This window comes from Pseudomonas sp. HP_08 (assembly GCF_055284095.1).
In genome coordinates this window covers 152,378-178,085 of record NZ_JBTOQC010000045.1, presented here as the reverse complement: position 1 = coordinate 178,085, position 25,708 = coordinate 152,378, and the positions used below count along the sequence as shown (strand labels likewise).

Annotated in this window: 20 protein-coding genes and 4 tRNA genes; 11 read left to right on the top strand and 13 right to left on the bottom strand. The window is 61.1% G+C overall.

Going from position 1 to position 25,708, the window contains the following annotated elements:
- Window positions 1-34 precede the first annotated feature (34 nt).
- Entirely contained in the window at window positions 35-559 is a 525-nt protein-coding gene (locus tag ACYAS9_RS25115; RefSeq protein WP_463571140.1) for a DUF2937 family protein, read from the top strand.
- An 8-nt stretch (window positions 560-567) separates the two neighbouring features.
- On the opposite strand, the gene ACYAS9_RS25110 is transcribed toward ACYAS9_RS25115, so the two are convergent.
- The 4 genes from ACYAS9_RS25110 to ACYAS9_RS25095 form a co-directional block, all read right to left on the bottom strand.
- Entirely contained in the window at window positions 568-1,287 is a 720-nt protein-coding gene (locus tag ACYAS9_RS25110) for a WbqC family protein (protein ID WP_463571139.1), read from the bottom strand.
- 141 nt (window positions 1,288-1,428) lie between these two features.
- Window positions 1,429-2,607, bottom strand: a complete 1,179-nt coding sequence (locus tag ACYAS9_RS25105; RefSeq protein WP_463571138.1) for a vWA domain-containing protein — start codon at window positions 2,605-2,607, stop codon at window positions 1,429-1,431.
- A 33-nt stretch (window positions 2,608-2,640) separates the two neighbouring features.
- Window positions 2,641-3,486 carry an AAA family ATPase gene (locus tag ACYAS9_RS25100; RefSeq protein ID WP_463571137.1) on the bottom strand — a complete coding sequence of 282 codons (846 nt, stop codon included), beginning with the start codon at window positions 3,484-3,486 and terminating at the stop codon, window positions 2,641-2,643.
- Between the two features lie 61 nt (window positions 3,487-3,547).
- The gene (locus ACYAS9_RS25095; RefSeq protein ID WP_463571136.1) at window positions 3,548-4,612 is read right to left on the bottom strand and encodes a DUF748 domain-containing protein; all 1,065 of its coding nucleotides are present in this window, start codon (window positions 4,610-4,612) and stop codon (window positions 3,548-3,550) included.
- Window positions 4,613-4,744: 132 nt separating this feature from the next.
- On the opposite strand from ACYAS9_RS25095, the gene cysK reads away from it, so the two are divergent.
- From cysK to aceK, 3 genes are all read left to right on the top strand, one after another.
- Window positions 4,745-5,719 (top strand): cysteine synthase A, encoded by a 975-nt coding sequence (gene cysK / locus ACYAS9_RS25090; RefSeq protein ID WP_463571135.1) that lies wholly within the window; start codon window positions 4,745-4,747, stop codon window positions 5,717-5,719.
- A gap of 113 nt (window positions 5,720-5,832) precedes the next feature.
- Window positions 5,833-6,768 (top strand): aspartyl/asparaginyl beta-hydroxylase domain-containing protein, encoded by a 936-nt coding sequence (locus tag ACYAS9_RS25085; protein WP_463571134.1) that lies wholly within the window; start codon window positions 5,833-5,835, stop codon window positions 6,766-6,768.
- A gap of 49 nt (window positions 6,769-6,817) precedes the next feature.
- The gene (aceK, locus tag ACYAS9_RS25080; RefSeq protein ID WP_463571372.1) at window positions 6,818-8,590 is read left to right on the top strand and encodes a bifunctional isocitrate dehydrogenase kinase/phosphatase; all 1,773 of its coding nucleotides are present in this window, start codon (window positions 6,818-6,820) and stop codon (window positions 8,588-8,590) included.
- Here the strand turns inward: aceK and ACYAS9_RS25075 are convergent.
- On the bottom strand, window positions 8,529-12,002 hold the full coding sequence (locus ACYAS9_RS25075; RefSeq protein ID WP_463571133.1) for a hybrid sensor histidine kinase/response regulator: 3,474 nt from the start codon (window positions 12,000-12,002) through the stop codon (window positions 8,529-8,531). The two genes, aceK and ACYAS9_RS25075, sit on opposite strands and share 62 nt — an antisense overlap.
- Before the next feature lie 193 nt (window positions 12,003-12,195).
- Between ACYAS9_RS25075 and ACYAS9_RS25070 the strand changes: the two genes are divergently transcribed.
- Window positions 12,196-14,070: an MFS transporter gene (locus ACYAS9_RS25070; RefSeq protein ID WP_463571132.1), complete on the top strand. Its 1,875-nt coding sequence runs from the start codon at window positions 12,196-12,198 to the stop codon at window positions 14,068-14,070.
- 56 nt (window positions 14,071-14,126) lie between these two features.
- On the opposite strand, the gene ACYAS9_RS25065 is transcribed toward ACYAS9_RS25070, so the two are convergent.
- The gene (locus tag ACYAS9_RS25065; protein WP_463571131.1) at window positions 14,127-15,089 is read right to left on the bottom strand and encodes a bile acid:sodium symporter family protein; all 963 of its coding nucleotides are present in this window, start codon (window positions 15,087-15,089) and stop codon (window positions 14,127-14,129) included.
- Between the two features lie 75 nt (window positions 15,090-15,164).
- Entirely contained in the window at window positions 15,165-16,085 is a 921-nt protein-coding gene (gene rdgC / locus ACYAS9_RS25060; RefSeq protein WP_463571130.1) for a recombination-associated protein RdgC, read from the bottom strand.
- A gap of 161 nt (window positions 16,086-16,246) precedes the next feature.
- Here rdgC and ACYAS9_RS25055 point away from each other — a divergent pair.
- Both ACYAS9_RS25055 and ACYAS9_RS25050 read left to right on the top strand, forming a co-directional pair.
- A tRNA-Val gene (locus tag ACYAS9_RS25055) sits at window positions 16,247-16,322 on the top strand.
- A gap of 14 nt (window positions 16,323-16,336) precedes the next feature.
- Window positions 16,337-16,413 (top strand) — tRNA-Asp (locus ACYAS9_RS25050).
- A gap of 77 nt (window positions 16,414-16,490) precedes the next feature.
- Here the strand turns inward: ACYAS9_RS25050 and ACYAS9_RS25045 are convergent.
- The 4 genes from ACYAS9_RS25045 to ACYAS9_RS25030 form a co-directional block, all read right to left on the bottom strand.
- The gene (locus tag ACYAS9_RS25045; protein WP_463571129.1) at window positions 16,491-16,967 is read right to left on the bottom strand and encodes a thioesterase family protein; all 477 of its coding nucleotides are present in this window, start codon (window positions 16,965-16,967) and stop codon (window positions 16,491-16,493) included.
- Between the two features lie 26 nt (window positions 16,968-16,993).
- Complete coding sequence (locus ACYAS9_RS25040) at window positions 16,994-17,959, bottom strand: L-carnitine dehydrogenase (RefSeq protein ID WP_463571128.1); 966 nt, start codon at window positions 17,957-17,959, stop codon at window positions 16,994-16,996.
- A gap of 52 nt (window positions 17,960-18,011) precedes the next feature.
- A complete protein-coding gene (gene cdhC, locus ACYAS9_RS25035) occupies window positions 18,012-18,899 on the bottom strand; it encodes a 3-dehydrocarnitine:acetyl-CoA trimethylamine transferase CdhC (RefSeq protein WP_463571127.1) in 888 nt (295 codons plus the stop codon).
- An 88-nt stretch (window positions 18,900-18,987) separates the two neighbouring features.
- Window positions 18,988-19,932 carry a choline ABC transporter substrate-binding protein gene (locus ACYAS9_RS25030; RefSeq protein ID WP_463571126.1) on the bottom strand — a complete coding sequence of 315 codons (945 nt, stop codon included), beginning with the start codon at window positions 19,930-19,932 and terminating at the stop codon, window positions 18,988-18,990.
- A 191-nt stretch (window positions 19,933-20,123) separates the two neighbouring features.
- Here ACYAS9_RS25030 and ACYAS9_RS25025 point away from each other — a divergent pair, with 191 nt between their 5' ends.
- Entirely contained in the window at window positions 20,124-21,143 is a 1,020-nt protein-coding gene (locus ACYAS9_RS25025) for a GlxA family transcriptional regulator (protein ID WP_463571125.1), read from the top strand.
- Here ACYAS9_RS25025 and ACYAS9_RS25020 read toward each other — a convergent pair.
- Together ACYAS9_RS25020 and ACYAS9_RS25015 are read right to left on the bottom strand one after the other, a co-directional pair.
- On the bottom strand, window positions 21,136-21,519 hold the full coding sequence (locus tag ACYAS9_RS25020) for a hypothetical protein (RefSeq protein WP_463571124.1): 384 nt from the start codon (window positions 21,517-21,519) through the stop codon (window positions 21,136-21,138). The two genes, ACYAS9_RS25025 and ACYAS9_RS25020, sit on opposite strands and share 8 nt — an antisense overlap.
- A gap of 46 nt (window positions 21,520-21,565) precedes the next feature.
- Window positions 21,566-22,261, bottom strand: coding sequence for a DUF4303 domain-containing protein (locus ACYAS9_RS25015; RefSeq protein ID WP_463571123.1), 696 nt, complete (start codon window positions 22,259-22,261; stop codon window positions 21,566-21,568).
- A gap of 98 nt (window positions 22,262-22,359) precedes the next feature.
- On the opposite strand from ACYAS9_RS25015, the gene ACYAS9_RS25010 reads away from it, so the two are divergent.
- The 3 genes from ACYAS9_RS25010 (at window position 22,360) to ACYAS9_RS25000 (ending at window position 25,672) form a co-directional block, all read left to right on the top strand.
- Window positions 22,360-22,435, top strand: a tRNA-Val gene (locus ACYAS9_RS25010).
- A 14-nt stretch (window positions 22,436-22,449) separates the two neighbouring features.
- Window positions 22,450-22,526: transfer RNA gene (locus ACYAS9_RS25005), tRNA-Asp, on the top strand.
- A 683-nt stretch (window positions 22,527-23,209) separates the two neighbouring features.
- Window positions 23,210-25,672 carry a TonB-dependent receptor plug domain-containing protein gene (locus ACYAS9_RS25000; RefSeq protein ID WP_463571122.1) on the top strand — a complete coding sequence of 821 codons (2,463 nt, stop codon included), beginning with the start codon at window positions 23,210-23,212 and terminating at the stop codon, window positions 25,670-25,672.
- Window positions 25,673-25,708 lie beyond the last annotated feature (36 nt).

Genomic DNA, 25,708 nt, shown 5'->3' with positions numbered 1-25,708 from the left:
CCGACACCCTGAAAAACCAACAAGAGAGACGTCAATGCTGCGAAGTTATCTGCGACTGGTGCTGTTCACCACCGGCCTGCTGTTCGGCGTCCAGGCGCCCGGCCTGATCAGCGACTACAGCAAGCGTGTCGAGGCGCACCTGATCGAGGCGCAACAGGCCATGAAGGGCTTCAAGGCGACCGCGCAGCAGTTCTTCAATGGTGATATCCAGGCGTTGATCCAGCATTACCGCAACAGCCAGGACCCGGTGTTTCGCAGCGATGCCAGCAATATCGAAACCTTGCAGGCCCGCACCCAGGTGCTGGAACGCCAATGGCTGGGCCTTCAAGGTTCCTGGCTGAGCAAGGCCTGGCACGTGACCACCGCCGCCGACCCGGACATTCGCAGCGAAACCCTGAACGGCTACACCTGGCAAGTGCTGCTGGCACCGGCGGTGATTGGCTGGGGCATCTTCAGCGCATTCATTCTGACCCTGCTGGTCGAAAGCCTGTTCCTGCTGATCGGCTGGGTCATCAACGGCGGTCGTCGCAAACCGCCGTTGCGTGCCAGCTGGCGCTAGCATCGGCCCTACGGGACCACGCGGGTCTGTTCTTGAATAAACGCCATGACCTTGTCTGGCGGGTTCCACATCAGTACATCGAGGATCGACAGGTTCTCAATGAAAGGGTAGGGCCCGGTGCTGTACGTCAGTGGCGTCAGGTCGAGAAAGCGCAGTTCGATGTCTCTTTGAAGCCATTCTTCAGGCCTGAATATCTCCCGCCCGCCTGGCGCATTGATATAGCGTCGGGCGCGTTGCAGGCTGCTGATTTCCAGTGCCCATTGCCCGGCGTGTTCAATGGGCGGCAAGGGCAGTTGCAAGGCTGAACAGACCTTCCAGGTAAAATCCATGCCCAGGTAGTCGCAAGCGCTTTGCAGGCTGCGTGCATTCAGCTCTGTGAGGCGATCGCTCTGGCACAGGGCAAAGGCGCGCCTGAGCACCTTTAGCGTTTCACTGAAAAACGGTGCCTTGCCCCGGTAATGCTCAAGCTGGCCTTCTATGCGCCGCAGCGCTGCCACTGCGTCCAGAACCCGGGCATGCTCTATAAGCGGCCCTGCGTCCAGACTTACCGGCACACTGATGTACTGCCAGGCGCCCTTGGTGTCGAGCATGCGGTTGCGATTCATCCAGCTCTTTCGCTGGTAGTCGACGACATCGAACAGGATGCCTTGCTCGACCGAGGCAATCAGCTGGAAGTAACCCAGATAAGGAAAAAAGTACGGTTGCATGATGCCGAGGGTAGTGATCATTTGCGCGCACGCACCCGTGGTGACAATGGAGTCGCCGGAATTGTTTTTTGGAAACGGGAAGAAAGGCAGGCGAGCACCGGGCTGCCTGCCACATGAGGTTAGCCGTAGTGGCCATTAGCACTGCTACCTTTGGTCGGCTGACTATTTGGCCAGGTAGCGAATCCCTTCCTCCAGCCCCTCAAGCGTCAGCGGGTACATCTGTTGTTCCACCAGATCGCGGACGATATGCGTCGAGGTGGTGTATTCCCACGCGCTTTTCGGGTAGGGATTGATCCAGATGATCTTCTTGAACTTGGCCATGAAGCGCTGCATCCACAGGTAGCCGGCTTCTTCGTTCCAGTGCTCGACGCTGCCGCCCGGATGGCTGATTTCGTACGGTGCCATGGCCGCGTCACCGACAAAGATCACCTTGTAGTCGGCGCCATAAGTGTTCAGTACATCCTGGGTCGCGATGCGTTGCGCGTTGCGGCGCTGGTTGTCCTGCCACAGCGTTTCGTAGATGAAGTTGTGGAAGTAGTAATACTCCAGGTGCTTGAACTCGGTCTTGCACGCCGAAAACAGTTCTTCGCAGACCTTCACATGCGCGTCCATCGAACCGCCGATATCGAACAGCAACAGCAGTTTGACCGCGTTGCGCTTCTCCGGGCGCATCTGGATATTGAGCAGGCCGGCATCGCGGGCGGTGTGCTCGATGGTGCTGTCCAGATCCAGCTCTTCGGCCGCGCCCTGGCGGGCAAACTTGCGCAGCCGGCGCAGGGCGACCTTGAGGTTGCGCGTGCCCAGTTCGACCTGATCGTCGAGGTTCTTGTACTCGCGCTGGTCCCAGACCTTGACCGCCTTGCCCTGGCGCTTGCCGGCATCGCCAACGCGAATGCCTTCGGGGTGGTAGCCGCCCGAGCCGAACGGACTGGTGCCGCCGGTACCGATCCATTTATTGCCGCCGGCGTGGCGCTCTTTCTGCTCTTCAAGGCGCTGCTTGAAGGCTTCGAGCAGTTTGTCCAGGCCGCCCAGCGTCTGAATCTGCGCGCGCTCATCTTCAGTCAGCGAGCGCTCGAACTCCTTGCGCAGCCAGTCCTCGGGAATCAGTGCCTGCAAGGCGTCGTCAAGACTCTGCAAACCGTTGAAATACGACCCAAAGGCGCGGTCGAACTTGTCGAAGTGGCGTTCGTCCTTGACCAGAATGGTCCGGGCCAGAAAATAGAACTCGTCGATGTCGGCAAAGATCACACGCTTTTGCAGCGCCTCGATCAGGTCGAGCAACTCGCGCAGCGACACCGGCACTCTGGCTGCGCGCATTTCATTGAACAGGTTAAGCAGCATGGCTCTCAGCCTTCCCTATCTCGTTGAAAAAGTTCAACGGTTGCCGCGCCGGCTCATGAAAGCCAGGCGTTCAAGCAACTGCACATCCTGTTCGTTCTTGACCAAGGCACCGGCCAGCGGCGGAATGGCCTTGGTCGGGTTGCGCTCGCGCAGCACCTGTTCGCCGATATCGTCGGCCATCAACAGCTTGAGCCAGTCGACCAGTTCCGAGGTCGAGGGCTTTTTCTTCAGGCCCGGCACCTTGCGCACATCGAAGAACACATCCAGCGCTTCGCTGACCAGGCTCTGCTTGATGTTGGGAAAATGCACATCGACGATCTTCTGCAAAGTCTCGCGGTCGGGGAAGGCGATGTAGTGAAAGAAGCAGCGGCGCAGGAAGGCGTCGGGCAGCTCTTTCTCGTTGTTGGAGGTAATGATGATGATCGGCCGATGCCGGGCCTTGATGGTTTCATCGGTCTCGTAGACGTAGAACTCCATGCGGTCGAGTTCCTGCAACAGGTCGTTGGGGAACTCGATGTCGGCCTTGTCGATTTCATCGATCAGCAGAATGACCCGCTCCGGCGACTCGAAGGCTTCCCAGAGCTTGCCTTTCTTCAGGTAGTTGCGCACATCGTGGACTTTGTCCACGCCCAGTTGCGAGTCGCGCAGGCGGCTGACCGCGTCGTACTCGTACAGGCCTTGCTGGGCCTTGGTGGTCGACTTGATGTGCCAGGTAATCAGCCGCGCGCCGAAGGCCAGCGCCAGTTGTTCGGCCAGCAGGGTCTTGCCGGTGCCCGGTTCGCCCTTGACCAGCAACGGCCGTTCCAGGGTGACCGCAGCGTTGACGGCCAGCTTCAGATCATCGGTGGCGACATAGACGGGAGTGCCTTCGAACTTCATCGTGAATCCTCGAAAAATGTGCAACGGACTATAGCGTATGGGCCTTCGCTGATGCGCGACCTCAATCGGTGCCTTCATAGCGCGCATTTAAGGCCTGCACAAAGCCATTGCGCAGAATCCCCCAGAACGCCTGCAAGCCACTGATGTTTTTCTGGTCGACACTGCCGCTCAGTTCCACCCGCGTGGCGAACTGGTTTTTCGGCTGGTTCTTCAGCACCGTTTCGCTGGCGCCCACCAACGCTTCCCAGACCGAGCGAAACAGGCCCTTGTCGCGGTTTTCGACATCCTGTTGCCAGTTGAACACCTCGACATCGCGCAGCAGCGGCTTGATATAGCCAGACAGCTTGCCGTCGTTGGCCTGCGCTTCGATGACCAGGTCGCCGTGGCCGGCATTGAAGTCGAACTTGCCGTAGGCCGAAGCGAAGTCGTTCAGGCGGCGCAATTCGATGCCCTTGGCCCGCAGGCGGAAGTCAAAGTCCTGGAAATTGCGAAACGGGTCGAAGGTGGCCGTGGTTTCCAGGTCCGCGCTGTCGAGCAGCCGCGCCTTGCCTTCAAAGCGTGCATCGCGATTGCCTTCGACATCGACGATGTTGGTGAGGTTGTACAGGCTGGCGTTGACCCGGTCGGCCTGGATGCGCACCTTGGGCGTGGTGGTGAAGTTGTTGAAGGTGATCTGGCCGTTATCGATCCGCGCTTCGTTGAGGGTAAAGGGCAGCACTTTATCGAGCTGCGCGCGCCAGTCGGTGCCTTTACCGGTCTGGGTCGCTGCGCGGTCCTGGCCGCCGTCGACGAAGTTGAGTTGCGGCTCGGTGAAGACAGCCTCGGCGACCACGGCGTGGTCATACCACAGCGAATGCCAGCTCACCGCGATATCGATGACCGGCGCCTTGACGAACGGCACCGGCACCTTGCCGTCGACCTTGACGATCTCCAGCGCCTTGATCCGGTAGGCACCGCGCCACCAGGCGAGGTCGACATCCGCGATGCGCCCGCGGTAGTCGCCCATATCGGCCAGTTTGTCGTTCAGGTAGTCACGCACCACATACGGCAGGGTCAGGTGCAGGACCAGCAGCAGGGCAGCGAAGCCGGCCAGGGTCCACAGTGGCCAGCGGTAGCGACGTTTCATGGTGCAAGCCTCGTGTGCGGGATAAGCGATTGACTGCCGGCGATGGCATCGGTTCGCTGCAACTGGACGCATAACGGTCAGGAGAATAGGCTGTCGGGTCTTTCTCCATGCCTTTGCCACAAGGACACCGTCATGAGCCGGATCTATGCAGATAACGCCCATTCCATCGGTAACACGCCGCTGGTACAGATCAACCGGATAGCGCCACGCGGCGTCACCATTCTGGCCAAGATCGAAGGGCGAAACCCTGGCTACTCGGTCAAATGCCGGATCGGCGCGAACATGATCTGGGACGCCGAAGGCAGCGGCCGGCTCAAGCCTGGCATGACCATTGTCGAGCCGACCTCGGGCAACACCGGCATCGGCCTGGCCTTCGTGGCAGCGGCGCGTGGTTACAAACTGGTGCTGACCATGCCGTCCTCGATGAGCCTGGAGCGACGCAAGGTACTCAAGGCCCTCGGCGCCGAACTGGTCCTGACCGAGCCTGCCAAGGGCATGAAAGGCGCCATCGCCAAGGCTGAAGAACTGCTGGCCGCCAACCCCGAGCAGTACTTCATGCCGGCGCAGTTCGAAAACCCGGCCAACCCGGCCATTCATGAAAAGACCACCGGTCCTGAAATCTGGAACGACACCGACGGCGCCATCGATGTGCTGGTAGCCGGCGTCGGCACCGGCGGCACGATCACCGGTATTTCGCGCTACATCAAGAATACTCAGGGCAAGCCGATCCTGTCGGTGGCCGTCGAGCCTGAATCTTCGCCGATCATCGCTCAGGCCCTGGCCGGCGAAGCGATCAGCCCGGCATCGCACAAGATTCAGGGCATTGGCGCCGGTTTTATCCCGAAAAACCTCGACCTGTCGCTGATCGACCGGGTCGAGTCGGTGAGCGAAGACGCCGCCAAGGCCATGGCCCTGCGCCTGATGCAGGAAGAGGGCATTCTGTGCGGCATCTCGTGTGGTGCCGCCATGGCCGCTGCCGTGCGTCTGGCTGAAAAACCGGAGATGCAGGGCAAGACGCTGGTGGTGATCCTGCCCGACTCGGGCGAGCGCTACCTGTCGAGCATGCTGTTCAGTGATCTGTTCACCGATGAGCAATTGCAGCCCTGACCGCGAAGTAGATTTCTTGCTGGCCAGCCGAAGGTTTATGATGGCCGGCTAATGACAAGCGCCGCCTGCCTCTTCCCGCCCGGGATTGGCAGGCGGTGTCCTAGGAGAATTCCATGACCCTATCGTTCGCTGTCAAGGCGTCGATCCTGCTGTTGTTCGTGGGCAGCACCCTGTATGTGCACTTGCGCGGTCGGGCGCGTTTGCCGCTGTTGCGTCAGTTCGTCAACCATTCGGCGTTGTTCGCACCCTACAACAGCCTGATGTACCTGTTTTCCAAAGTGCCGTCCAAGCCTTACCTGGACCGCCGCCAGTTCCCTGAACTGGATGTGCTCAAGGACAACTGGCAGGTCATCCGCGAAGAGGCCATGCGCCTGTTCGACGAGGGCTATATCCGTGCTGCCGCCAAGGACAACGATGCCGGCTTCGGTTCGTTCTTCAAGAAGGGCTGGAAACGCTTCTACCTGAAATGGTACGACAAGGCCTTGCCGTCGGCCGAAACCCTGTGCCCGCAAACCGTGGCGCTGGTCAACAGCATTCCCAACGTCAAGGGCGCCATGTTTGCCCTGTTGCCCGGCGACAGCCACCTGAACCCGCACCGCGACCCGTTTGCCGGTTCCTTGCGCTATCACCTGGGGCTGTCCACGCCCAACTCCGATGCCTGCCGGATTTTCGTCGATGGCGAAGAATATGCCTGGCGCGATGGCGAAGACGTGATGTTCGACGAAACCTATGTGCATTGGGTCAAGAACGAAACCAGCGTGACCCGCGTGATCCTGTTCTGTGACATCGAGCGACCGCTGACCAACCGCCTGATGACCCGCATCAACCGCAGCGTCAGCGATTTTCTGGGCCGCGCCACCGCGCCGCAGAATCTCGACGACGAGCGCGTTGGCGGCATCAATCGCGCCTATGCTTTCAGCAAGCGCTTCAGCAATGGCATCAGCGGCCAGGTCAAGCAGTTCAAACGCAGCAATCCCAAGGCCTACCGCATCCTGCGCCCGGTGTTGGCGGTCGTGGTGCTGACATTGCTGGGGTATTGGCTGTTCTGAACCCAATGTGTGGGGCAAGCCCGTGTCGCCGCTCTTGTTCGATACTGCCTTGCCCGCTGCAACCTTGCCCGGCGCCATCGCCGGGCTCATGCTGGCCGGCTTCGACGATTACCGCCTTCACTTCCGGCGCCTGACCGATGGCGCCCGCTCACGCTTCGAGCAGGCGCACTGGCAACTGATCCAGAGCGTCTCGACCGAACGCATCGAACTCTACGAACTCAAGATCAACCAGTTGGTGGCCCGGCTGCGTGAACGCTTTACGGCAGAACACTTGCTGGCCGTCAGTCAGTGGCCGCAGATCAAACAGGCTTACCTTGAGCTGATCGACCCACGCCAGGATGCCGAGCTGGCCGAGACCTGGTTCAACTCGGTGTTCTGCGCGCTGTTCAGCCACGACCTGATCAGCGACCGGTGCATGTTCATCCACAGCACGCGTCCGCCCTCAAGCCCCGGCGTTCCTCTGGCACAGATCCGCCGCTACCGGCCTCGCGGCGACTTGCAGCGTCTGCTGATCCGCATTTTCAATGACTACCGTTTTGCCGTGCCGTATGCCGACCTGAAGGGCGACCTGCAACGCCTGTTTGCCTTGTTGCAAAGCCATCTGCCGGACTGGGTCATCCGCGACCCGGCGCTGCGTGTCGAGTTGTTCACCTGCGTGTTCTACCGCAACAAGGGCGCTTATCTGGTCGGGCGGCTGTTCACGGTCGATGAGCAATGGCCGCTGGTGATCCCGCTGCTGCACCGCGAAGGGCAGGGCATCACTGTCGATACGCTGATTCTCGATGAGGCGCAGGTATCGATCATCTTCTCGTTCACCCGTTCCTATTTCATGGTCGATGTGCGCGTGCCGGCGCATTTCGTGGCCTTCCTCAAACGGATTCTGCCGGGCAAGCACCTGGCCGAACTGTACAGCTCGATCGGCTTCTACAAGCAGGGCAAATCAGAGTTCTACCGCGCCCTGATCCGCCATCTGGCGCGCACCGACGACCGCTTCGTCCTCGCTCCCGGCGTGCCGGGCATGGTCATGAGCGTGTTCACCCTGCCGGGCTTCAATACGGTGTTCAAAATCATCCGCGACCGTTTCGCACCGGCCAAACGGGTCGACCGGGCGACGGTGATCGACCGTTACCGGCTGGTAAAAAATACCGATCGGGTCGGGCGCATGGCCGATACCCAGGAGTTTGCCGACTTTCGCTTTGCCGTGACCTGCTTCGAACCCGCCTGCCTGGCCGAACTGCTGCACGTGGCAGCGATGACCGTGGTCATCGAGAACGACGACACCGTGCTGATCCGCCATTGCTGGACCGAGCGGCGCATGATCCCGCTCAATCTCTATCTGGAACAGGCCAGCCCCGCTCAGGTGTACGACGCGCTGGACGACTATGGCCTGGCGATCAAGCAACTGGCGGCCGCAAACGTCTTCCCCGGCGACATGCTGCTCAAGAACTTCGGCGTCACCCGCCATGGCCGCGTGGTGTTCTACGACTACGACGAAATCAGCCTGCTCACCGACGTCAACTTTCGCTACATGCCGCCGCCGCGTTTCGCCGAAGACGAATGGGCCGCCGAACCCTGGTACTCAGTGGGCCCGCATGACGTATTCCCCGAAGAATTCCCACTGTTCCTGTTCCCCGACAAAGGCCTGCGGCAGTTGTTTGCAAGCCTGCATGGCGAGCTGTTTGACGCCGGTTACTGGCAGGCGATTCAGGCCGATATCCGCAGCGGCAAGGTGATTGACGTGTTTGCGTACCGCAGCGCCTTCAATTCAAATCCACATGCCGGCTCAGCAGCGCCCGCAAGGCCGCCGGTTTCACCGGTTTAGGCAGGTAGTCGAGGCCTGCCGCGTGCACCTGGGCGATCAGTTCCTGGCGTCCGTCGGCGCTGATCAGTACGCCCGGCACCGGTTCGCCCAGGCGGGTGCGCAGCCAGGCCATCAGTGCGGTGCCGGTTTCGCCTTCGTCCAGGTGGTAGTCGACCAGCGCCACTTGCGGGCGCACGCCGGTGTCGAGCAAGGCCTGGCATTCGCGCAGGTTGCGTGCGGTCCAGACCTGGCAGCCCCAGCGGCTGAGCAGGCTGCGCATGCCGATCAGGATGCTGTCTTCGTTATCCACGCACAGCACTTGCGTGCCATTGAGCGGCGGGCGGTCGGTCTCGACAGGTGCCGGCAACGCGGGTGCAACTGCTTCGGCCAGTGGCACCTGAACGCTGAACACGCTGCCGTGACCTGGCCAGGAGCGCACTTGCAGCGGGTGATCGAGCACCCGGCACAGGCCGTCGGCAATCGCAAGACCCAGGCCCAGGCCTTTGGCGGCGCGGGTCTGATGGCTGTCCAGGCGCTTGAATTCTTCGAATATTTCGCGGCGTTTGTTTTCCGGAATGCCCGGTCCGCGGTCCCAGACTTCCAGGCTCAAGAAGCGCCCGCGACGCCTGACCCCGAGCAATACCGGGCCCTTGGCATAACGAAACGCATTGGTCAGAAAATTTTGCAGTACCCGGCGCAGCAGCTTGCTGTCGCTGTCGATACGCAGCGCGCTGCCACGTACACGAAACTTCAGGCCCTGATCGCGGGCCAGCGCACTGAATTCGGCGCCCAGGGTGTCGAACAGGCTACTGAGCGCGAAGGGCTGGCGGTCCGGGGTGATCTTGCCGTTTTCCAGGCGTGAGATGTCGAGCAAGTCGCTGATCAGGTCCTCGGCTGAGCGTAGCGAGCTGTCCAGGTGCTGGATCAATTGCTGGGCCTCGCTGGAAATACCGTCCTGCTGGTGCGACAAGGCCGCAGAAAACAGCCGGGCGGCGTTCAGCGGTTGCATCAGGTCGTGGCTGACGGCGGTGAGAAAGCGCGTCTTCGATTCGTTGGCCGCTTCGGCATGCGCCTTGGCTTCGCCCAGCGCCTGATTGAGCTGCGACAGCTCAAAGGTGCGTTCGGCGACCCGTTGTTCAAGGCTTTCGTTGACGTCCTTGAGGACTTTTTCAGCTTCGCGAAACGGCGTGATGTCGGTAAAGCTCATGACAAAGCCGCCGCCGGGCATCGGGTTGCCGATCAGTTCGATGACCTGGCCATTGGGAAACAGGCGCTCGGACGTATGCGCCCGGCCTTGGCGCATCCAGTGCAGGCGCCGCGCCACATGCACCTCGGCCTCGCCGGGCCCGCACAGGCCGCGCTCGGCGTTGAAGCGGATGATATCGGCAATCGGCCGGCCGACGCCGATCAGGCCTTCCGGGTAGTCGAACAGCTCCAGATAACGGCGGTTCCAGGCCACCAGCCGCAGCGACTGGTCGACCACGCTGATGCCCTGGGTGATGTTTTCGATAGCGCCCTGCAACAGCGCGCGGTTGAATTCCAGCACCTCGGAGGCTTCGTCGGCGATGCGCACCACATCGTCGAGCTGCATCTCGCGGCCTTCGATGGCGGCCTTCACCACGGCGCGGGCCGAAGAGCTGCCCAGAACACCGGCCAGCAAGCGTTCGGTGTGCGCAATCCACTCGGCATTGGCGTTCTGGTTGGGGTTGAAGTCCTTGCCCTGGCTGTAGGCAAAGCGGATGAAGCTCTTGCTGGCGCGGTCTTCACCGACAAACCGTGCCGCCAGGTGCAGCAAATCATCGACCTGCACCGCCAGCAGCGAGCGGTTGCCAGACAACGCATGGGTCTGCTGGCCGATAAAGCGCCCGGCCTGCCAGTGCTCGGTGACCCGGGTGCGCGACAGAATCGACACCCAGGCAAACAAGGTGCAGTTGCCGGCCATCGACAGCACTACGCCTTGAGTCAGCGGGCTGATCGGCAGGTTGAACGGGTTGCTGTGCAGCCAGGCCAGCAGCGGAAAGCTTTCCAGCGCCCAGCCCATGCCATGGGCGGCGACCGGCAGGACCAGGGTGTAGAACCAGAGGAAAATCCCGGCGGCCAGCCCCGCGAATACGCCACGGCGGTTGGCCTGCTTCCAGTACAGCGCGCCGAACATCGCCGGCGCCAGCTGGGTGATGGCGGCAAAGGCGATCTGGCCGATGGTTGCCAGGCTGGCGGTCGAACCCAGCAGCCGGTAGCTGACATAGGCCAGCAACAGGATGACCACGATGCTGACCCGGCGCACGGTGAGCATCCAGTGGCGAAACGCCTCGAACGGCCGCTCGGTGTTCTTGCGCCGCAGCAGCCAGGGCAACAGCATGTCGTTGGACACCATGGTCGACAGCGCCACGCTGGCCACGATCACCATGCCGGTGGCCGCCGAAGCGCCACCAATGAAGGCCAGCAGTGCCAGCGACGGATGCGCGTGGCCCAGCGGCAGGCTGATGACGAACGAGTCAGGCAGCACGGAGGAGGGCAGCATCATCTGCCCGGCCAGTGCAATCGGAATCACGAACAGGGCCGCCAGCGCCAGATAGATGGGGAACACCCACTTGGCCAGGTTCAGGTCGCGCGGCTCGATATTCTCGACCACCGTGACATGGAACTGCCGCGGCAGGCAGACGATGGCCATCATCGCCACGCTGGTCTGCACGATCATCGACGGCCAGTTGACCGTTTCCTGCCAGTACTGCTCCAGGCGCGGGGCAAGGCGCGCCTGGTTCAGCAGGTCGCCAAAGCCGTCATACATGCCAAAGGTGACGAACACGCCGACCGCCATGAACGCCAGCAGCTTGATCACCGCCTCGAAGGCGATGGCCAGGACCATGCCGCGATGGTGCTCGGTAACGTCCAGGTTGCGCGCACCGAAGACAATGGTGAACAGCGCCAGAATCAGTGACACCACCAGCGCGGTGTCCTGGGCGCGGGTGCCGGTCGAATCGGCCCCCGCACCAATCAGGATATTCACGCCCATGACGATGCCTTTGAGCTGCAAGGCGATGTACGGCAGCATGCCGACCAGGCAGATCACCGCGACCATGACGGCCAGCGACTGCGACTTGCCGTAGCGGGCAGCAATGAAGTCGGCAATCGAGGTGATGTTTTCCTGCTTGCTGATCAGCACCATCTTTTGCAGGACACGGGGCGCCAGCACCATCAGTACGATCGGCCCCAGATAAATGGGCAGGAACGACCACAACTGCTCGGCCGCCTGGCCGACCGCGCCGAAAAACGTCCAGCTGGTGCAATACACCGCCAGCGACAGGCTGTACACCCAGGCTCGTTGCGCCGGGCGCAAGGAACTGCTGTGGCGATCGCCATAAAAGGCAATCGCAAACATGAACGCCATATAACAAAGGGCAACGACGGCGATCAGCCCGCTGGACAACGACATGCTGGAATCCACAACCGGTAGAGAGCGGCAGTCTCGCACGAAGGGCCGGATTCGTCTGTGTCGACCATGGTGGTAGGCCGGTCTTGCGGCAATTGCGGAAATGTCCTATCGACATTCCGGCGCCCAACGTCTTCAATGTGCCTCGGATTGAGCTTCGATCTTCAATCCGTCAATGCCATTCAGGACACGGACGATGAGCCAGCAGTCACAATTCAGCCTTCTTAAAAGCCGGCGCTTCCTGCCGTTTTTTATCACCCAGTCCCTCGGGGCCTTCAACGACAACGTCTTCAAGCAGTCGTTGATCCTCGCCATCCTTTACAAGCTGGGTGTTCAGGGCGATCAGTCGGTGTACGTCAACCTGTGCGCCTTGCTGTTCATTCTGCCGTTCTTTCTGTTCTCGGCACTGGCCGGGCAACTGGGCGAGAAGTACCGCAAGGACTCGCTGATCCGGGTGATCAAGTTTGCCGAGATCGTCATCATGACGGTGGGCGCGGCGGGTTTTCTGTTCAACCATTTATGGATGCTGCTGCTGACCCTGTTTGCCATGGGCACTCATTCGGCGCTGTTCGGGCCGGTGAAGTATTCGATCCTGCCCCAGCACCTGCGTGAAAACGAACTGGTCGGCGGTAACGGCCTGGTCGAGATGGGCACCTTCCTGGCGATTCTGGCCGGGACCATCAGCGCTGGCGTCATGTTGTCGTTTACCCATTACGCCTGGGTCGTCGCTGGCGCCATTGTGCTGATTGCCTGCCTGGGCTTCGCCGCCAGCTGGGGCATTCCCCGCGCCGCCGCTGCGACACCGGGCCTGACCCTGAACTGGAATATTTTCACCCAGTCCTGGGCGACCCTGCGCCTGGGCCTGAATCAAACGCCGGCGGTGTCGCGTTCCATCGTCGGTAACTCGTGGTTCTGGTTCGTCGGCGCGATCTACCTGACGCAGATCCCGACCTACGCCAAGGACCTGATGTTCGGCGACGAGACCGTCGTCACCTTGATTCTCACCGTGTTCTCGATCGGCATCGCGCTGGGCTCGCTGCTTTGCGAGCGCTTGTCCGGGCACAAGGTCGAGATCGGCCTGGTGCCGTTCGGCTCGTTCGGCATGACGGTTTTCGGCCTGTTGCTGTGGTGGCATTCGGGCCATATGGTGCAGCCTGAAACGATCAACGGCTGGCGCGACATCCTCGCGCAGGGGCCGGGCCTTTGGGTGCTGCTGGATATTCTCGGCATCGGCGTGTTCGGCGGCTTCTATATCGTGCCGCTGTATGCGCTGATCCAGTCGCGCACCGCTGAAAAGGAGCGCTCGCGGGTCATCGCCGCCAACAACATTCTCAATGCGTTGTTCATGGTCGTGTCGGCGCTGGTGTCGATCCTGCTGCTCAGCGTGGCAGGGCTGTCGATTCCCGAGCTGTTCCTGGTCGTGTCGCTGATGAACATTGCGGTCAATGCCTACATCTTCAGCATCGTGCCCGAGTTCACCATGCGCTTCATGATCTGGCTGCTCAGCCATTCCATGTACCGCGTCGAGCACCGTGACCTCAAGCAGATCCCCGATGAAGGCGCGGCCCTGCTGGTGTGCAACCATGTGTCGTTCGTCGACGCGCTGTTGATCGCCGGTGCCGTGCGCCGGCCGATCCGCTTTGTCATGTACTACAAGATCTACCGCTTGCCGGTGCTCAACTTTATCTTCCGCACGGCCGGCACCATCCCGATTGCCGGGCGCAACGAAGACCTGGAGATTTACGAGCAGTCCTTCAAGCGCATCGCTCGCTATCTGGCAGATGGCGAACTGGTGTGCATCTTTCCCGAGGGCAAGCTGACCACCGACGGCGAGATCAACGGCTTCAAGGCCGGCATGAGCCGCATCATCGAAGAAACCCCGGTGCCGGTGATTCCGATGGCCTTGCAAGGACTGTGGGGCAGCTTCTTCAGCCGCGACCCGAACAAGGGCGTGTTCCGCCGCTTGTGGTCGCGCGTGGTGCTGGTGGCCGGCGCGCCGATTGCGGCGGACCTGGCCAAACCGGTGGATGTGCGCGAGCAGGTCAAACTATTGCGTGGGGATGCACGCTGAATCCATAGGGCCGGCCAGGTCGAATCGACCCGCGGCCGGCCCATGGCGTTACCGCTTCAGGCTTGCGACTTAGGGCTTGCCGCTTGCGGCTCTTCTTCCGGCATCTTGCGGAAGTACGTCGACAGCAATGCACCGGAGATGTTGTGCCAGACGCTGAACAGCGCGCTGGGCACTGCCGCCAGTGGCGAGAAGTGCGCAGCCGCCAGGGCGGCGCCCAGACCCGAGTTCTGCATGCCGACCTCAAGCGCCAGCGATTTGCGCTGCGGCAGGCGCAGCTTGAACAGCTTGCCGGTGAAGTAGCCGAGCAGGAAGCCGAAGCTGTTGTGCAGGATCACCACGACCATGATCAGCAGGCCGGACTCGGCGATTTTCGCCTGACTGGCGGCGACCACCGCGCAGACGATCATCACGATGCTGACCACCGAGATCAGCGGCAGTACATCCACCGCATACGTCACCCGCGCACCCAGCAGGCGCTGAGCCAGGACGCCCAGCACGATCGGCAGCATCACCAGTTGCAGGATCGAGACGAACATGTCCATGAACGAGACCGGCAGCCAGGCCGAGGCCAGGAACCAGATCAGTGCAGGAGTCAGCAGCGGGGCGAGCAGGGTGGTCACCCCCGCGATGGCCACGGCCAGCGCCAGATCGCCCTTGGCCAGCCAGGCCATGACGTTCGACGACGTACCGCTCGGGCAGCAGCCGACCAGAATCACACCCACGGCGATTTCCGGCGGCAGGTGAAAAATCTGGCACAACACCCAGGCCACGCCGGGCATGATTACAAAGTGCGCGACCACCCCCAGCGCCACACGCCACGGGTTGCGCACCACTTCAGAGAAATCTTCAAGCTTGAGGGTCAGGCCCATGCCGAACATGACCAGGCCCAGCAGCGGCACGATCCAGCCTTTCAGACCAATAAAGGCCTGCGGAAACACAAACGCCAGTACCGCAAACAGCAACACCCAATACGCAAAGGTGTTGCCGACAAAACGACTCAAGGCTGCCAATGCACGCATGGCCTTATCCCTTCTTATGGTTGTTTTTCAATGAAAAGCGCCGCCCTCACAGGCGGCGCCATACAGCGGTGTCGATCAGATCCCTTGCGGAATCTCTTCGCCGCCCAGGGCTTCGAACAGCTCGGGCAGGAACTCGCCGAAGGTCAGCATCATCAAGGTGAAGCTGGCGTCCAGTTGGCCCAGCGCCTCGTCGCCGCCGTCTTGCTCGGCCTGATCCTGCAACAGCTCTTCGAACTTCAGGCGCTTGATCACCAGTTTGTCGTCCAGCACGAACGACAGCTTGTCCTGCCAGGCCAGCGACAGCTGGGTGACGATCTTGCCGGTATTGAGGTGCAGCTGAATCTCGTCGCCGGTCAGGTCCTGGCGCTTGCAGCGCACGATGCCGCCGTCTTCGTGGGTGTCGCGCAGCTCGCACTCGTCGAGCACGAAGAAGTTGTCGGCGGCTTTCTGGGTCTTGACCCAGTCGGTCAGCGTCGCGCTTGGTGCGACTTTCACGGTCAGCGGACGCACTGGCAGCGAGCCTATGACTTCGCGCAGGGTCGACAGCAGGTCTTCGGCGCGTTTCGGGCTCGAGGCGTTGACCAGAATCAGGCCTTGCTTGGGCGCAATGGCGGCGAAGGTGGCCGAGCGACGGATAAAGGCGCGCGGCAGGAAGGCCTGGATGATTTCATCCTTGATCTGATCGCGTTCCTTTTTATAGACCTTGCGCATTTGCTCGGCCTCGATCTCGTCGATCTTCTCTTTGACCGCATCGCGCACCACGCTGCCTGGCAGGATGCGTTCTTCCTTGCGTGCGGCGATCAGCAGAAAGTCCTGGCTGACATGCACCAGAGGCGCGTCTTCACCTTTACCGAACGGCGCCACGAAGCCATAAGTGGTCAACTCCTGGCTGGCACAGGCACGCGCAGGCTTGGTGGCGAGGGCGGTTTCCAGCACCTCGGCATCAAACGGCACGTCCTGGGTAAGGCGATAGACAAGCAGGTTTTTGAACCACATGGGGTGAGTCTCTCTTTCCATTACAAAGGGGGCATTATTCGCTGCCTGGGCCCCTTGGGCCAACCCTGCGCTAAGTCTTTGGAAAATTTATAAATTTTTTTGAATAAGTGCTTGCCAGAGGTGAAGCCGCTCCGTAGAATGCGCGCCACACCGAGAGACAAGGGTGATTAGCTCAGCCGGGAGAGCATCTGCCTTACAAGCAGAGGGTCGGCGGTTCGATCCCGTCATCACCCACCATCTCAGTGTATCGCGCAGCGGTAGTTCAGTCGGTTAGAATACCGGCCTGTCACGCCGGGGGTCGCGGGTTCGAGTCCCGTCCGCTGCGCCATATTCGGTTCAAGTTCACTGAACGACTTGAGCCACACAAGAAAGCGACCTTCGGGTCGCTTTTTTGCTTTTCGTCGATTATTTTTTAGCCGGCAAACCAATGACCCGACCCAGCAGGGCGGGCCTTGGCAGCTCGGCCTGCTCAGCACTGATGGCGGCGAGTCGTTGCAGCGTGGCCTCGGTAAACGGCGCCGAATGCGGGCCGGCGAGGTCGACGTGCAACAGCATCTGCTCATTGCCGGCCAGTTCTTTGACCTCTCCAATCCGATGCAAGCTGTGATACAGGTGCAGGCGCTTGGTATCGTGGGCGATCAGTTGGGTGTGCACTTCGACCTCGGCGTCGACTTTTACCTCGTGCAGATAATTCAGGTGCAACTCCAGGGTGAACAGCGAGTGGCCGCAGGCTTCGCGGTTATCGCTGTCCAGCCCCAGTGTGTCCATCAGCGCGTCGGTGGCGTAGCTGAAGATCAGCAGGTAGAACGCGTCGCGCAGATGGCCGTTGTAGTCGACCCAGTCAGGCTGGATCCGCGTGGTGTAAGTGGTCAGTGCAGGCATGGGGCGGTACTCGCTTTCACATCGGGTTATTCGGCGAGGCTTATGCCGTGCCTGGCTTTGGTGACCTTCACCGCTTCCAGCACGGCGAGCAGGCAATCGTCACGGTAGCGCTCCAGCGCCGGGATGCTGTGCTTGCCCAACTGCTCGCGGGTGCCATCGACCACGTCGTCGATCAGCTTTTCAGTCAGTGGCGGTGCCGGCAAATAGGTCCACGGCAACTGCAACGCCGGGCCGAACTGCGCCATGAAGTGCCGCATCCCGGCATCGCCACCGGCCAGGGTGTAGGTGAGGAAGGTGCCCATGAACGACCAGCGCAAGCCTGCGCCAAAACGAATCGCGTCGTCGATTTCGCCGGTGGTCGCCACGCCGTCATTCACCAGGTGCAGCGCCTCACGCCATAGCGCTTCGAGTAAACGGTCAGCGATAAAACCGGGAACTTCCTTGCGCACATGCAACGGGCGCATGCCGAGGGATTCGTACACCGTGATCGCCGCCTGGATTGCCTCTGGCGCGGTGTGCCGGCCGCCCACCACTTCCACCAGCGGCAGCAGGTAAACCGGGTTGAACGGATGCCCGACCACGCAGCGTTCAGGGTGGATGGCACGCTCGTAGAACTCGCTGGGCAACAGCCCGGAGGTGCTCGAACCGATCAACGCATCGGGCCTGGCCGCTGTGCTGATCTGGCTGTGCAATTGCAGCTTCAGCTCCAGGCGTTCCGGTGCGCTCTCCTGGATGAAGTCGGCGTCTTTCACGCATTCCTCAATGGTGGCGACAAAGCGCAGGCGGTCCTGGGACGCGCCCGCTGCCAGGCCCTGCTTCTCCAGGGCTTCCCAGGCATTGGCCACACGTTCGCGCAATATAGCTTCCGCGCCCGGTGCCGGGTCCCAGGCGATCACATCCAGGCCGTGGGCGAGAGCGCGCGATACCCAGCCGCTGCCGATGACACCGCAGCCCAGGGCCGCGAAGGTTTTGATTTCAGTGATAAAGCGCATGGCAATTTCCTAAAGGGTTCGATCCGCTTTTAGCGGCGTGTCAGGGCGTGTGTCAGCCGCGTTTGCCAAGGCCCATCTTTACCCGGCCCTCAGCCGGGGTCAGGACGCGTGCGCCCAGGCGGCTGAGGATCTCGCTGGCGCGTTCCACCAGTTGGCCATTGGTCGCCAGCACGCCCTTTTCCAGCCACAGGTTATCTTCCAGGCCAACCCGCACGTTGCCGCCCAGCAGCACGGCTTGCGCCGCCATCGGCATTTGCATGCGCCCGATGCCGAAACCGGCCCACACAGCATCGGCGGGCAGGTTGTCGACCATGGCTTTCATGGTGGTGGTGTCGGCCGGTGCGCCCCATGGGATCCCGAGGCAGAGCTGGAACAGCGGGTTGTCGAGCAGACCTTCCTTGATCATCTGTTTGGCGAACCACAGGTGGCCGGTGTCGAAGATTTCCAGCTCGGCCTTTACCCCCAGTTCCTGGATGCGTCTGGCCCCGGCGCGCAGTTGAGCCGGTGTGGACACGTAAATGCTGTCGCCGTCGCCGAAATTCAGGGTGCCGCAGTCCAGGGTGCAGATGTCCGGCAGCAGTTCTTCGACGTGGGCCAGACGGGTCAGCGGGCCGACCAGATCGGTGCACGGACCGAACGCCATCGGGTCTTCGCCGGCGCCGATCTCCAGGTCGCCGCCCATGCCGGCGGTGAGGTTGACGATGATGTCGATGTCGGCCTCGCGGATGCGCTCCATCACTTCGCGGTACAGCGCAACGTCGCGGCTGAATTTGCCGGTCTCGGGGTCTCGCACATGGCAATGCACGACGGTGGCGCCGGCCTTGGCGGCTTCCACGGCGGCGGCGGCGATTTGCTTGGGCGTGACCGGCACGTGCGGGCTTCTGGCGCTCGTGTCGCCGGCCCCGGTCAGTGCGCAGGTGATGATGACGTCGTGGTTCATGAGGCGGTTCCTTACAGGCGTGAGGGTGCCGTTCGCAGCCGGTCCTGGCGGCGAAGCAGTGAGTGATTGAAAACGGACTGTCGGTGGGTCAGTTACGGGTCAATTGCAGGTTGGCCGCCGCCGGTTTGCCGTCGAAGGTGGTGACCCCTTGCAGCCAGCGGGCCTGATCCTGCGGGTGATCCTTGAGCCATTGCCTGGCCGATTCGAGGGCGTCCTTGTGATCGAGCAGCGGCTGCATCATCCGGCTCTCGTCGGCGGCCGAGAACGTCAGGTTGCTCAGCAGCGTGTGCACGTTGGGGCACTGTTGCGCATAGTCCGGCGAGGTCACTGTCCAGACCGTGGCCATGCCTTCGTTGGGGCCCAGAGCATCCTCACTGCCGGTGAGGTAGGTCATGGCGACATTGATGTTCATCGGGTGCGGCGCCCAGCCGAAGAACACCACGGCTTCCTTGCGGCGTACCGCGCGGTCGACGGCGGCGAGCATGCCGGCTTCGCTGGACTCCACCAACTGGAACTTGCCCAGGCCGAACTGGTTCTTGGCGATCATCGCCTTGATCTGGGTGTTGGCGCCCGAGCCGGGCTCGATGCCGTAGAGCTTGCCGCCCAGTTCTTTTTCAAATCTGGCGATGTCGGCAAAGGTTTTCAGGCCCTTGTCCGCCAGGTAGGTCGGCACGGCGAGGGTGGCGCGGGCGTCTTCCAGGCTGGGTTTATCGAGGACGTTGACCTGGCCTGCGTCGAGGAACGGGGTGATGGTCTGGGTCATCAGCGGGTTCCAGTAGCCCAGAAACAGGTCCAGGCGCTGGTCGCGGATACCGGCGAAAATGATTTGCTGCGAAGCGCTGGTCTGTTTGGTCTTGTAGCCGAGGCCATCGAGCAATACCTGGGCCATGGCGCTGGTGGCGATGACATCGGTCCAGTTCACCACGCCCATGCGCACGTTCTGGCAGGAAGCGGCATCTGCTGCCATTACCTGTGTGCTCAAGGTGAGGCTGGCACCGAGTGCGAGCACGCAGCGGCTGATCAGTCGATTCATGGTGGATCCTCGGCAGGTCGTTATTGTGGGGGCCGGTGTCTTTGTGCACCGTGACGCCACGTTACGTCCCTTTATTGCCGCCCAGACGCACAGCGGCGACTAGCTCTTGCACTGTGGCGACCAGCCCCTTGAATACGCCCATGAACGGGAGTATCACAGGGCCACGCTGCCCGTCCTGCAAGAGCGCCACCATGCCCCAGAATTTCTATTTCCTGCTGATGCCGGGGTTCTCGGCCATTGGCTTCATTTCCGCCCTGGAACCGTTGCGGGTGGCCAACCGTTTTCGTGGCGAGCTGTACCGCTGGCATATATTGAGCATCGACGGCGGCGCGGTATTGGCGAGCAATGGCATGTCGGTCAACGCCGACGCCGCGCTGGATTCATTGAAACCGGGGTCTTTGCAACCGGAGCTGTTGAAACCAGAGCTGTTGAAAAAAGGCGCGACCCTGATGGTGGTCGCCGGTTTCGAGCCGTTGCAGTTCGCCACGCCCGCGCTGCAACACGGCTTGCGTCGCCTCGATCGCGATGGCGTGACCCTCGGCGCCATCGACACCGGGGCCTGCATACTGGCCGAAGCGGGCCTGCTCGACGGCTATCGCCTGACCTTGCACTGGGAAGCCATCGACGCCTTCAAGGAGTCCTATCCACAGTTGACGGTGACCCAGGAATTGTTCGAGATCGACCGGCGGCGTATCACCTGCGCCGGCGGCACTGCGTCCATCGACCTGATGCTCGACCTGATTGCCCAGGTGCACGGCCCGGATCTCGCAATCCAGGTATCCGAACAGTTTGTCCTGGGCCGCATCCGCCCGCGCAAAGACCACCAGCGCATGCAGATCGCCACGCGCTACGGCATCAATAACAAGAAGCTGGTACAGGTCATCGGCGAGATGGAGCAACACACCGAGCCGCCCCTGAGCACTCTGGCCCTGGCCGAGGCGATCAAGGTCACCCGGCGCCAGCTGGAGCGGTTGTTCCGCCTGCACTTGAACGACACTCCGAGCAACTTCTACCTGGGCCTGCGTCTGGAAAAGGCCCGGCAACTGCTGCGCCAGAGCGACATGAGTGTGCTGGAAGTCAGTATTGCCTGCGGGTTTGAATCACCCTCGTATTTCACCCGCAGTTACCGGGCACGGTTTGCCAAATGCCCAAGGCAGGACAGGCGAGGGGAGAATGCCGTGGCTGCAAGCGCCGCACGCGGCACTAAATAACCAGCTCAACCTGAGTTTCTCTGAACATGTGCTGCAATGCATCTTTCAGCACGCCGACCTGTTCTGCCGAGTCAGCACTTCCTTGCGATATTTCTGCCAGCACACGGGACCCGCCAAAAAAGCCGGAAAACTCGGGCTTGACCACGACCTCCAGACTCTCTGGGCGCAAGATGACCTTTTCGATTGCAGCAGGCATCTCGTATTCCGATTGATCTGTTTGAAAGCCGACGCCCTCATCCACGGTAGCGTTATCGTCATCATCAAGGCGAGTCATCATCATGAAATTGGCAAGGCCTTGCGGAGTGTCACTCAAGGCAATAACCAAGACACTGTCTTCTTCGTAGCACTTTATAGTCGATGCCAAAAAACGCTTCATGATGGATTGCCACTCCTGCGCGGTGCTCGACATTTAAACGCCACGATTAGAATCTGTTTAAAAACAGTTGCAGTGAGGCACCAGTGTTTAATGCGCTGGCAGAATTGTTCTCTATGGATTGAGCTGCGTCGTCGTCGGTCATCGTCACAAAGACCACGGCCTCACCGATGATGCCGGTTCTTTTAAAAAAGCCCTCGTTAACCAGCAAGCCCAGCGCGTCGGTCATGCAACTGATCAATGACTGCATGAACGTATCAAATTCATCCCGTTCTTCATCGGTTCTCAAGGCACGATTTATTTCAGCGAACGCATCACCTTCAAGCGCCTCATAGGCCCATTCGGAGGAGGTCCATTTAAAGTAAGCGACGGCCTCGTCTGTTTTGTCTTCTTCTTCCTCACCGTCAAGTTTCTCGGTCAGCTTTTCCAGTGAGTTAGCCGCCAGGCACAGTGTCATGGCACTGCTGTCGGTATAGAGCGCAAACGCATAAAAGCTTTCGTCAGGATGATCATCCAGAACGTTTGAAAATGCTTTTTTACTCAAGGCGTAGACTTGAGACGCTGTATCACTCCAGTTCATTGGGCGTGTCCTCTCCGTCGGGCATTGAAGCCACCCATCAGGCATTGGCAATTGAAAACGAATGTTGAGTCTGCCGGGAAACGATTTACAGCGCCATCCATGCGCTGCCTGTCGGTGAGTGGCCCGCACAGCCCTTGGCAGCGCGGCAGCGGCGAGAATAGCCACGGGCTGCATCCTGGAAATCAGGCTTTCGAATCTATTGATACAAAAGCTTGCAATCGAAACACGCACGCCGTAAGATGCGCGCCGCACCGAGATACAAAGGGTGATTAGCTCAGCCGGGAGAGCATCTGCCTTACAAGCAGAGGGTCGGCGGTTCGATCCCGTCATCACCCACCATCTCAGTGCAATGCGCAGCGGTAGTTCAGTCGGTTAGAATACCGGCCTGTCACGCCGGGGGTCGCGGGTTCGAGTCCCGTCCGCTGCGCCATCTTCAGCTCAGGTTCACTGAACGATCTGAGCCAAACAGAAAAGCGACCTCAGGGTCGCTTTTTTGCTTTCTGCAGTGCTGAAAAATTCCACTCCTACCCTCCGCAAACGCCCTGTTCTGGTGCGGTTGCCGGCATTTTCACGACTTTTTATTCCCTTATTGAATTAATCCGGCAGGCTTAGATAAATTCTATTCATATTTGCTTATAGCCAAATAGAATTATATTCGCCTTATGAATTCCGTTATGTTTGGTTTCAACAGCCTACCCCTTACCCAGGATGGTACCCAATATGAAGAAGGTCCTGCGCCGCAGACCCTCGCATATCAGGTCAAACGCCTGAATCTGCGCGGTCTGCCAGGGTGATCAACCAAGATCCCTGAGCAGGAGTGTTGGAAGGGAGTTTCATCCATGCTGCACATTCAATCCCGTAAACCGGGTTCCCCACGCCGTCTGCCTGACCGGCGTTTCCAGAAGTGTCCGCCTGCTCATCATTGCCTCGCGCCACCCGGCCTTGACGGCTGAGGCCTGCCTGCGCGCGTCTTGCCTTTAACGGTAACGGCGGCGCCCGGCACGGCAATCGATCCCCACACCTTTGATGACGCGCTATCACGACGATGGCGTACGTACCCGACTGCGTCATTTGGATGCATGGGCGGCACACGCCGCCCGTTCTGGAGTGAATATGGAGCAAGTGATTCAGGGCAAGGGCAAGCAAGGACGGAACCTGGTGTTCCCGCTCAGCCCCTTGGCGTTGGCTGTCACCGGTTTGTTATGGGCCGGTGCCGTGCAGGCCGATGAGGTCGAGCCTGTGCAGCGCAACAATGCCGATACCCTGTCCACCGTGGTGGTGACCGGTAACCGCGGCGCCGAGCAGCGCACGGTGACCAGCAGCCCGGTGCCGATCGATGTGGTCAGCGCCAGACAATTGCAGCAAACCGGCAAGCCCGGCCTGATGGAAGCCCTGAGCGCGGTGATTCCGTCGCTGACCCTGCCGGAAAAGACCGGCTGGGACTCCAGCGGCATGGCCCGGGCGCCTAACCTGCGTGGCCTGCCGGCATCCGAAGTTCTGGTACTGGTCAACGGCAAACGCCGCCACACCAGCGCGACCCTGAACATCAACGGCATCAACACCGGCGCTGCACCTGCTGATCTGGACCTGATCCCGATCAGCGCCATCGACCATGTCGAGGTACTGCGTGACGGTGCGGCGGCGCAATATGGCTCCGATGCCATTGCCGGCGTGGTCAACGTGATCCTCAAGGCCGACACCAGCGGCGCCTCGGTGACCAACGCCGGTATCGGCTACGACGGCAAGAAGCAAACCGTGCAGCAAAGCCTGAACAAAGGCTTCGAGATCGGCGACGGCGGCATCATTCAGCTGGCGCTCGATGCGCGCAGCCAGAACGACGACAACAAGGCCAGCGCCAACGGCTACACCTATGCGCAGGCCTATGACCTGGCCGGCAAGTCCACCTACGGCGGCTACGGCACGCCGAAGAACAACCTGGCAACGCTGGCCTATAACGCCGAGCTGCCGGTCAGCGACGACCTGACCCTGTACTCGTTCAGCACCTGGTCCAAACGCAAGTACGAACAGGGCCAGAACTTCCGCCTGCCGACCATCACCAACACCATTCGTACCGGCCCCAACGGTTATCCCGGTGGTTACGTGCCGACCTGGTACATCGATGAAGAAGACTTTCAGGCAGCCTTCGGCGGCAAGGGCCAGATCGGCGCGTGGGACTGGGACCTGTCGACCACTTACGGGCGCAACGAGGCCGAGCAGGGCACCTGGAACAACCAGAACCCGTCGCTGGGCGAGGCCACGCCGAACTCGTTCAAGTCCGGCACCTGGATCGCCAATGAGCTGACCACCAACCTCGACTTCAAGCGCGGCTTCGATGTCGGCTTGAGCAAGCCGCTCGACCTGTCGCTGGGTTTCGAGCATCGCCGCGACGGCTATGAAGTCGAAGAGGGCGACTGGGCTTCCTGGGCCAACGGCGGCTATTGCGTGTCGCCGGGCAACTGCGCAGCCTCCGGCGCCCAGGTCACCAACGGCATCGCGCCCGACCAGACCGACAAGGCCACCCGCAACAGTGTGGCCAGCTACATCGATGTGGGTTTCAACCCGTCGCCGCAGTGGTACGTGGGCACCGCCTTGCGCTATGAGCATTACAACCAGGGCGTAGGCGCGACCCGCAGCGGCAAGCTGACCACCCGCTACGAGTTCACCCCGCAATTGGCCGTGCGCGCCACGGTGAGCAACGGCTTCCGTGCACCGTCGCTGGCCAACAGCCTGTTCAGTGCGCGCTCCACTACTTATGGCGTGGTCGATGGCGTCTACCAGTCGATCAACTACGGGGTGCTGCCGGTGGATTCCGGTGCCGCTCAGGCTCTGGGCTCCGAATCGCTCAAGCCGGAACGCTCGACCAACTTCAGCCTGGGGGTTGCGCTGACCCCGACCGACCGGATCAGCCTGACCGCCGACGCCTATGTCATCAACCTGCGTGACCGCATCACCCTGACCAACACCTTGCTGGGCAGCGAAGTCACTCAGGTGCTGCTCAATAACGGCATCGACTCGACCTCCGGCGGCCAGTACTTCATCAACGGCGCCGACACCCGCACCAAGGGTGTGGACCTGGTCGGCAACTTCAGCCAGGACCTGAACGGCTATGGCTCGGTGCGCTGGACGGCGGCGTTCAACTACAACGACACCGAAATCCTCAGCTACAAGAACTCCACCAGCATTCTGGGCACCGACTATTCGCTGATGGACCGCAAGGCCCGCAACGTGATCGACGGCGTGCAGCCCAAGACCAAGTTCATCCTCAGCGGTGACTGGCGCATCGACCGCTTCAACGTCAACGTGGCCCTGACCCGCTACGGCAAATACACCGAGGTCAACGACGCCAATAACCGCGCCCTGGACCGCACCTACGGTGCCAAGTGGATCACCGACCTGGACGTCGGCTACGACATCACCAAAGACCTGAACCTGGCCATCGGCGCCAAGAACCTGTTCGACGTCTATCCCAAGAAACAAGGCGTGCCCAGCAGCACGATGGTCAGCGGCTGGGGCGTGTACTCGCCGTTCGGATTCACCGGTGGCTACTACTACACGCGCCTGAGTTACGCCTTCTGACCACGACCCTTGAAACCAGCAAGCCAGCTCAATAAC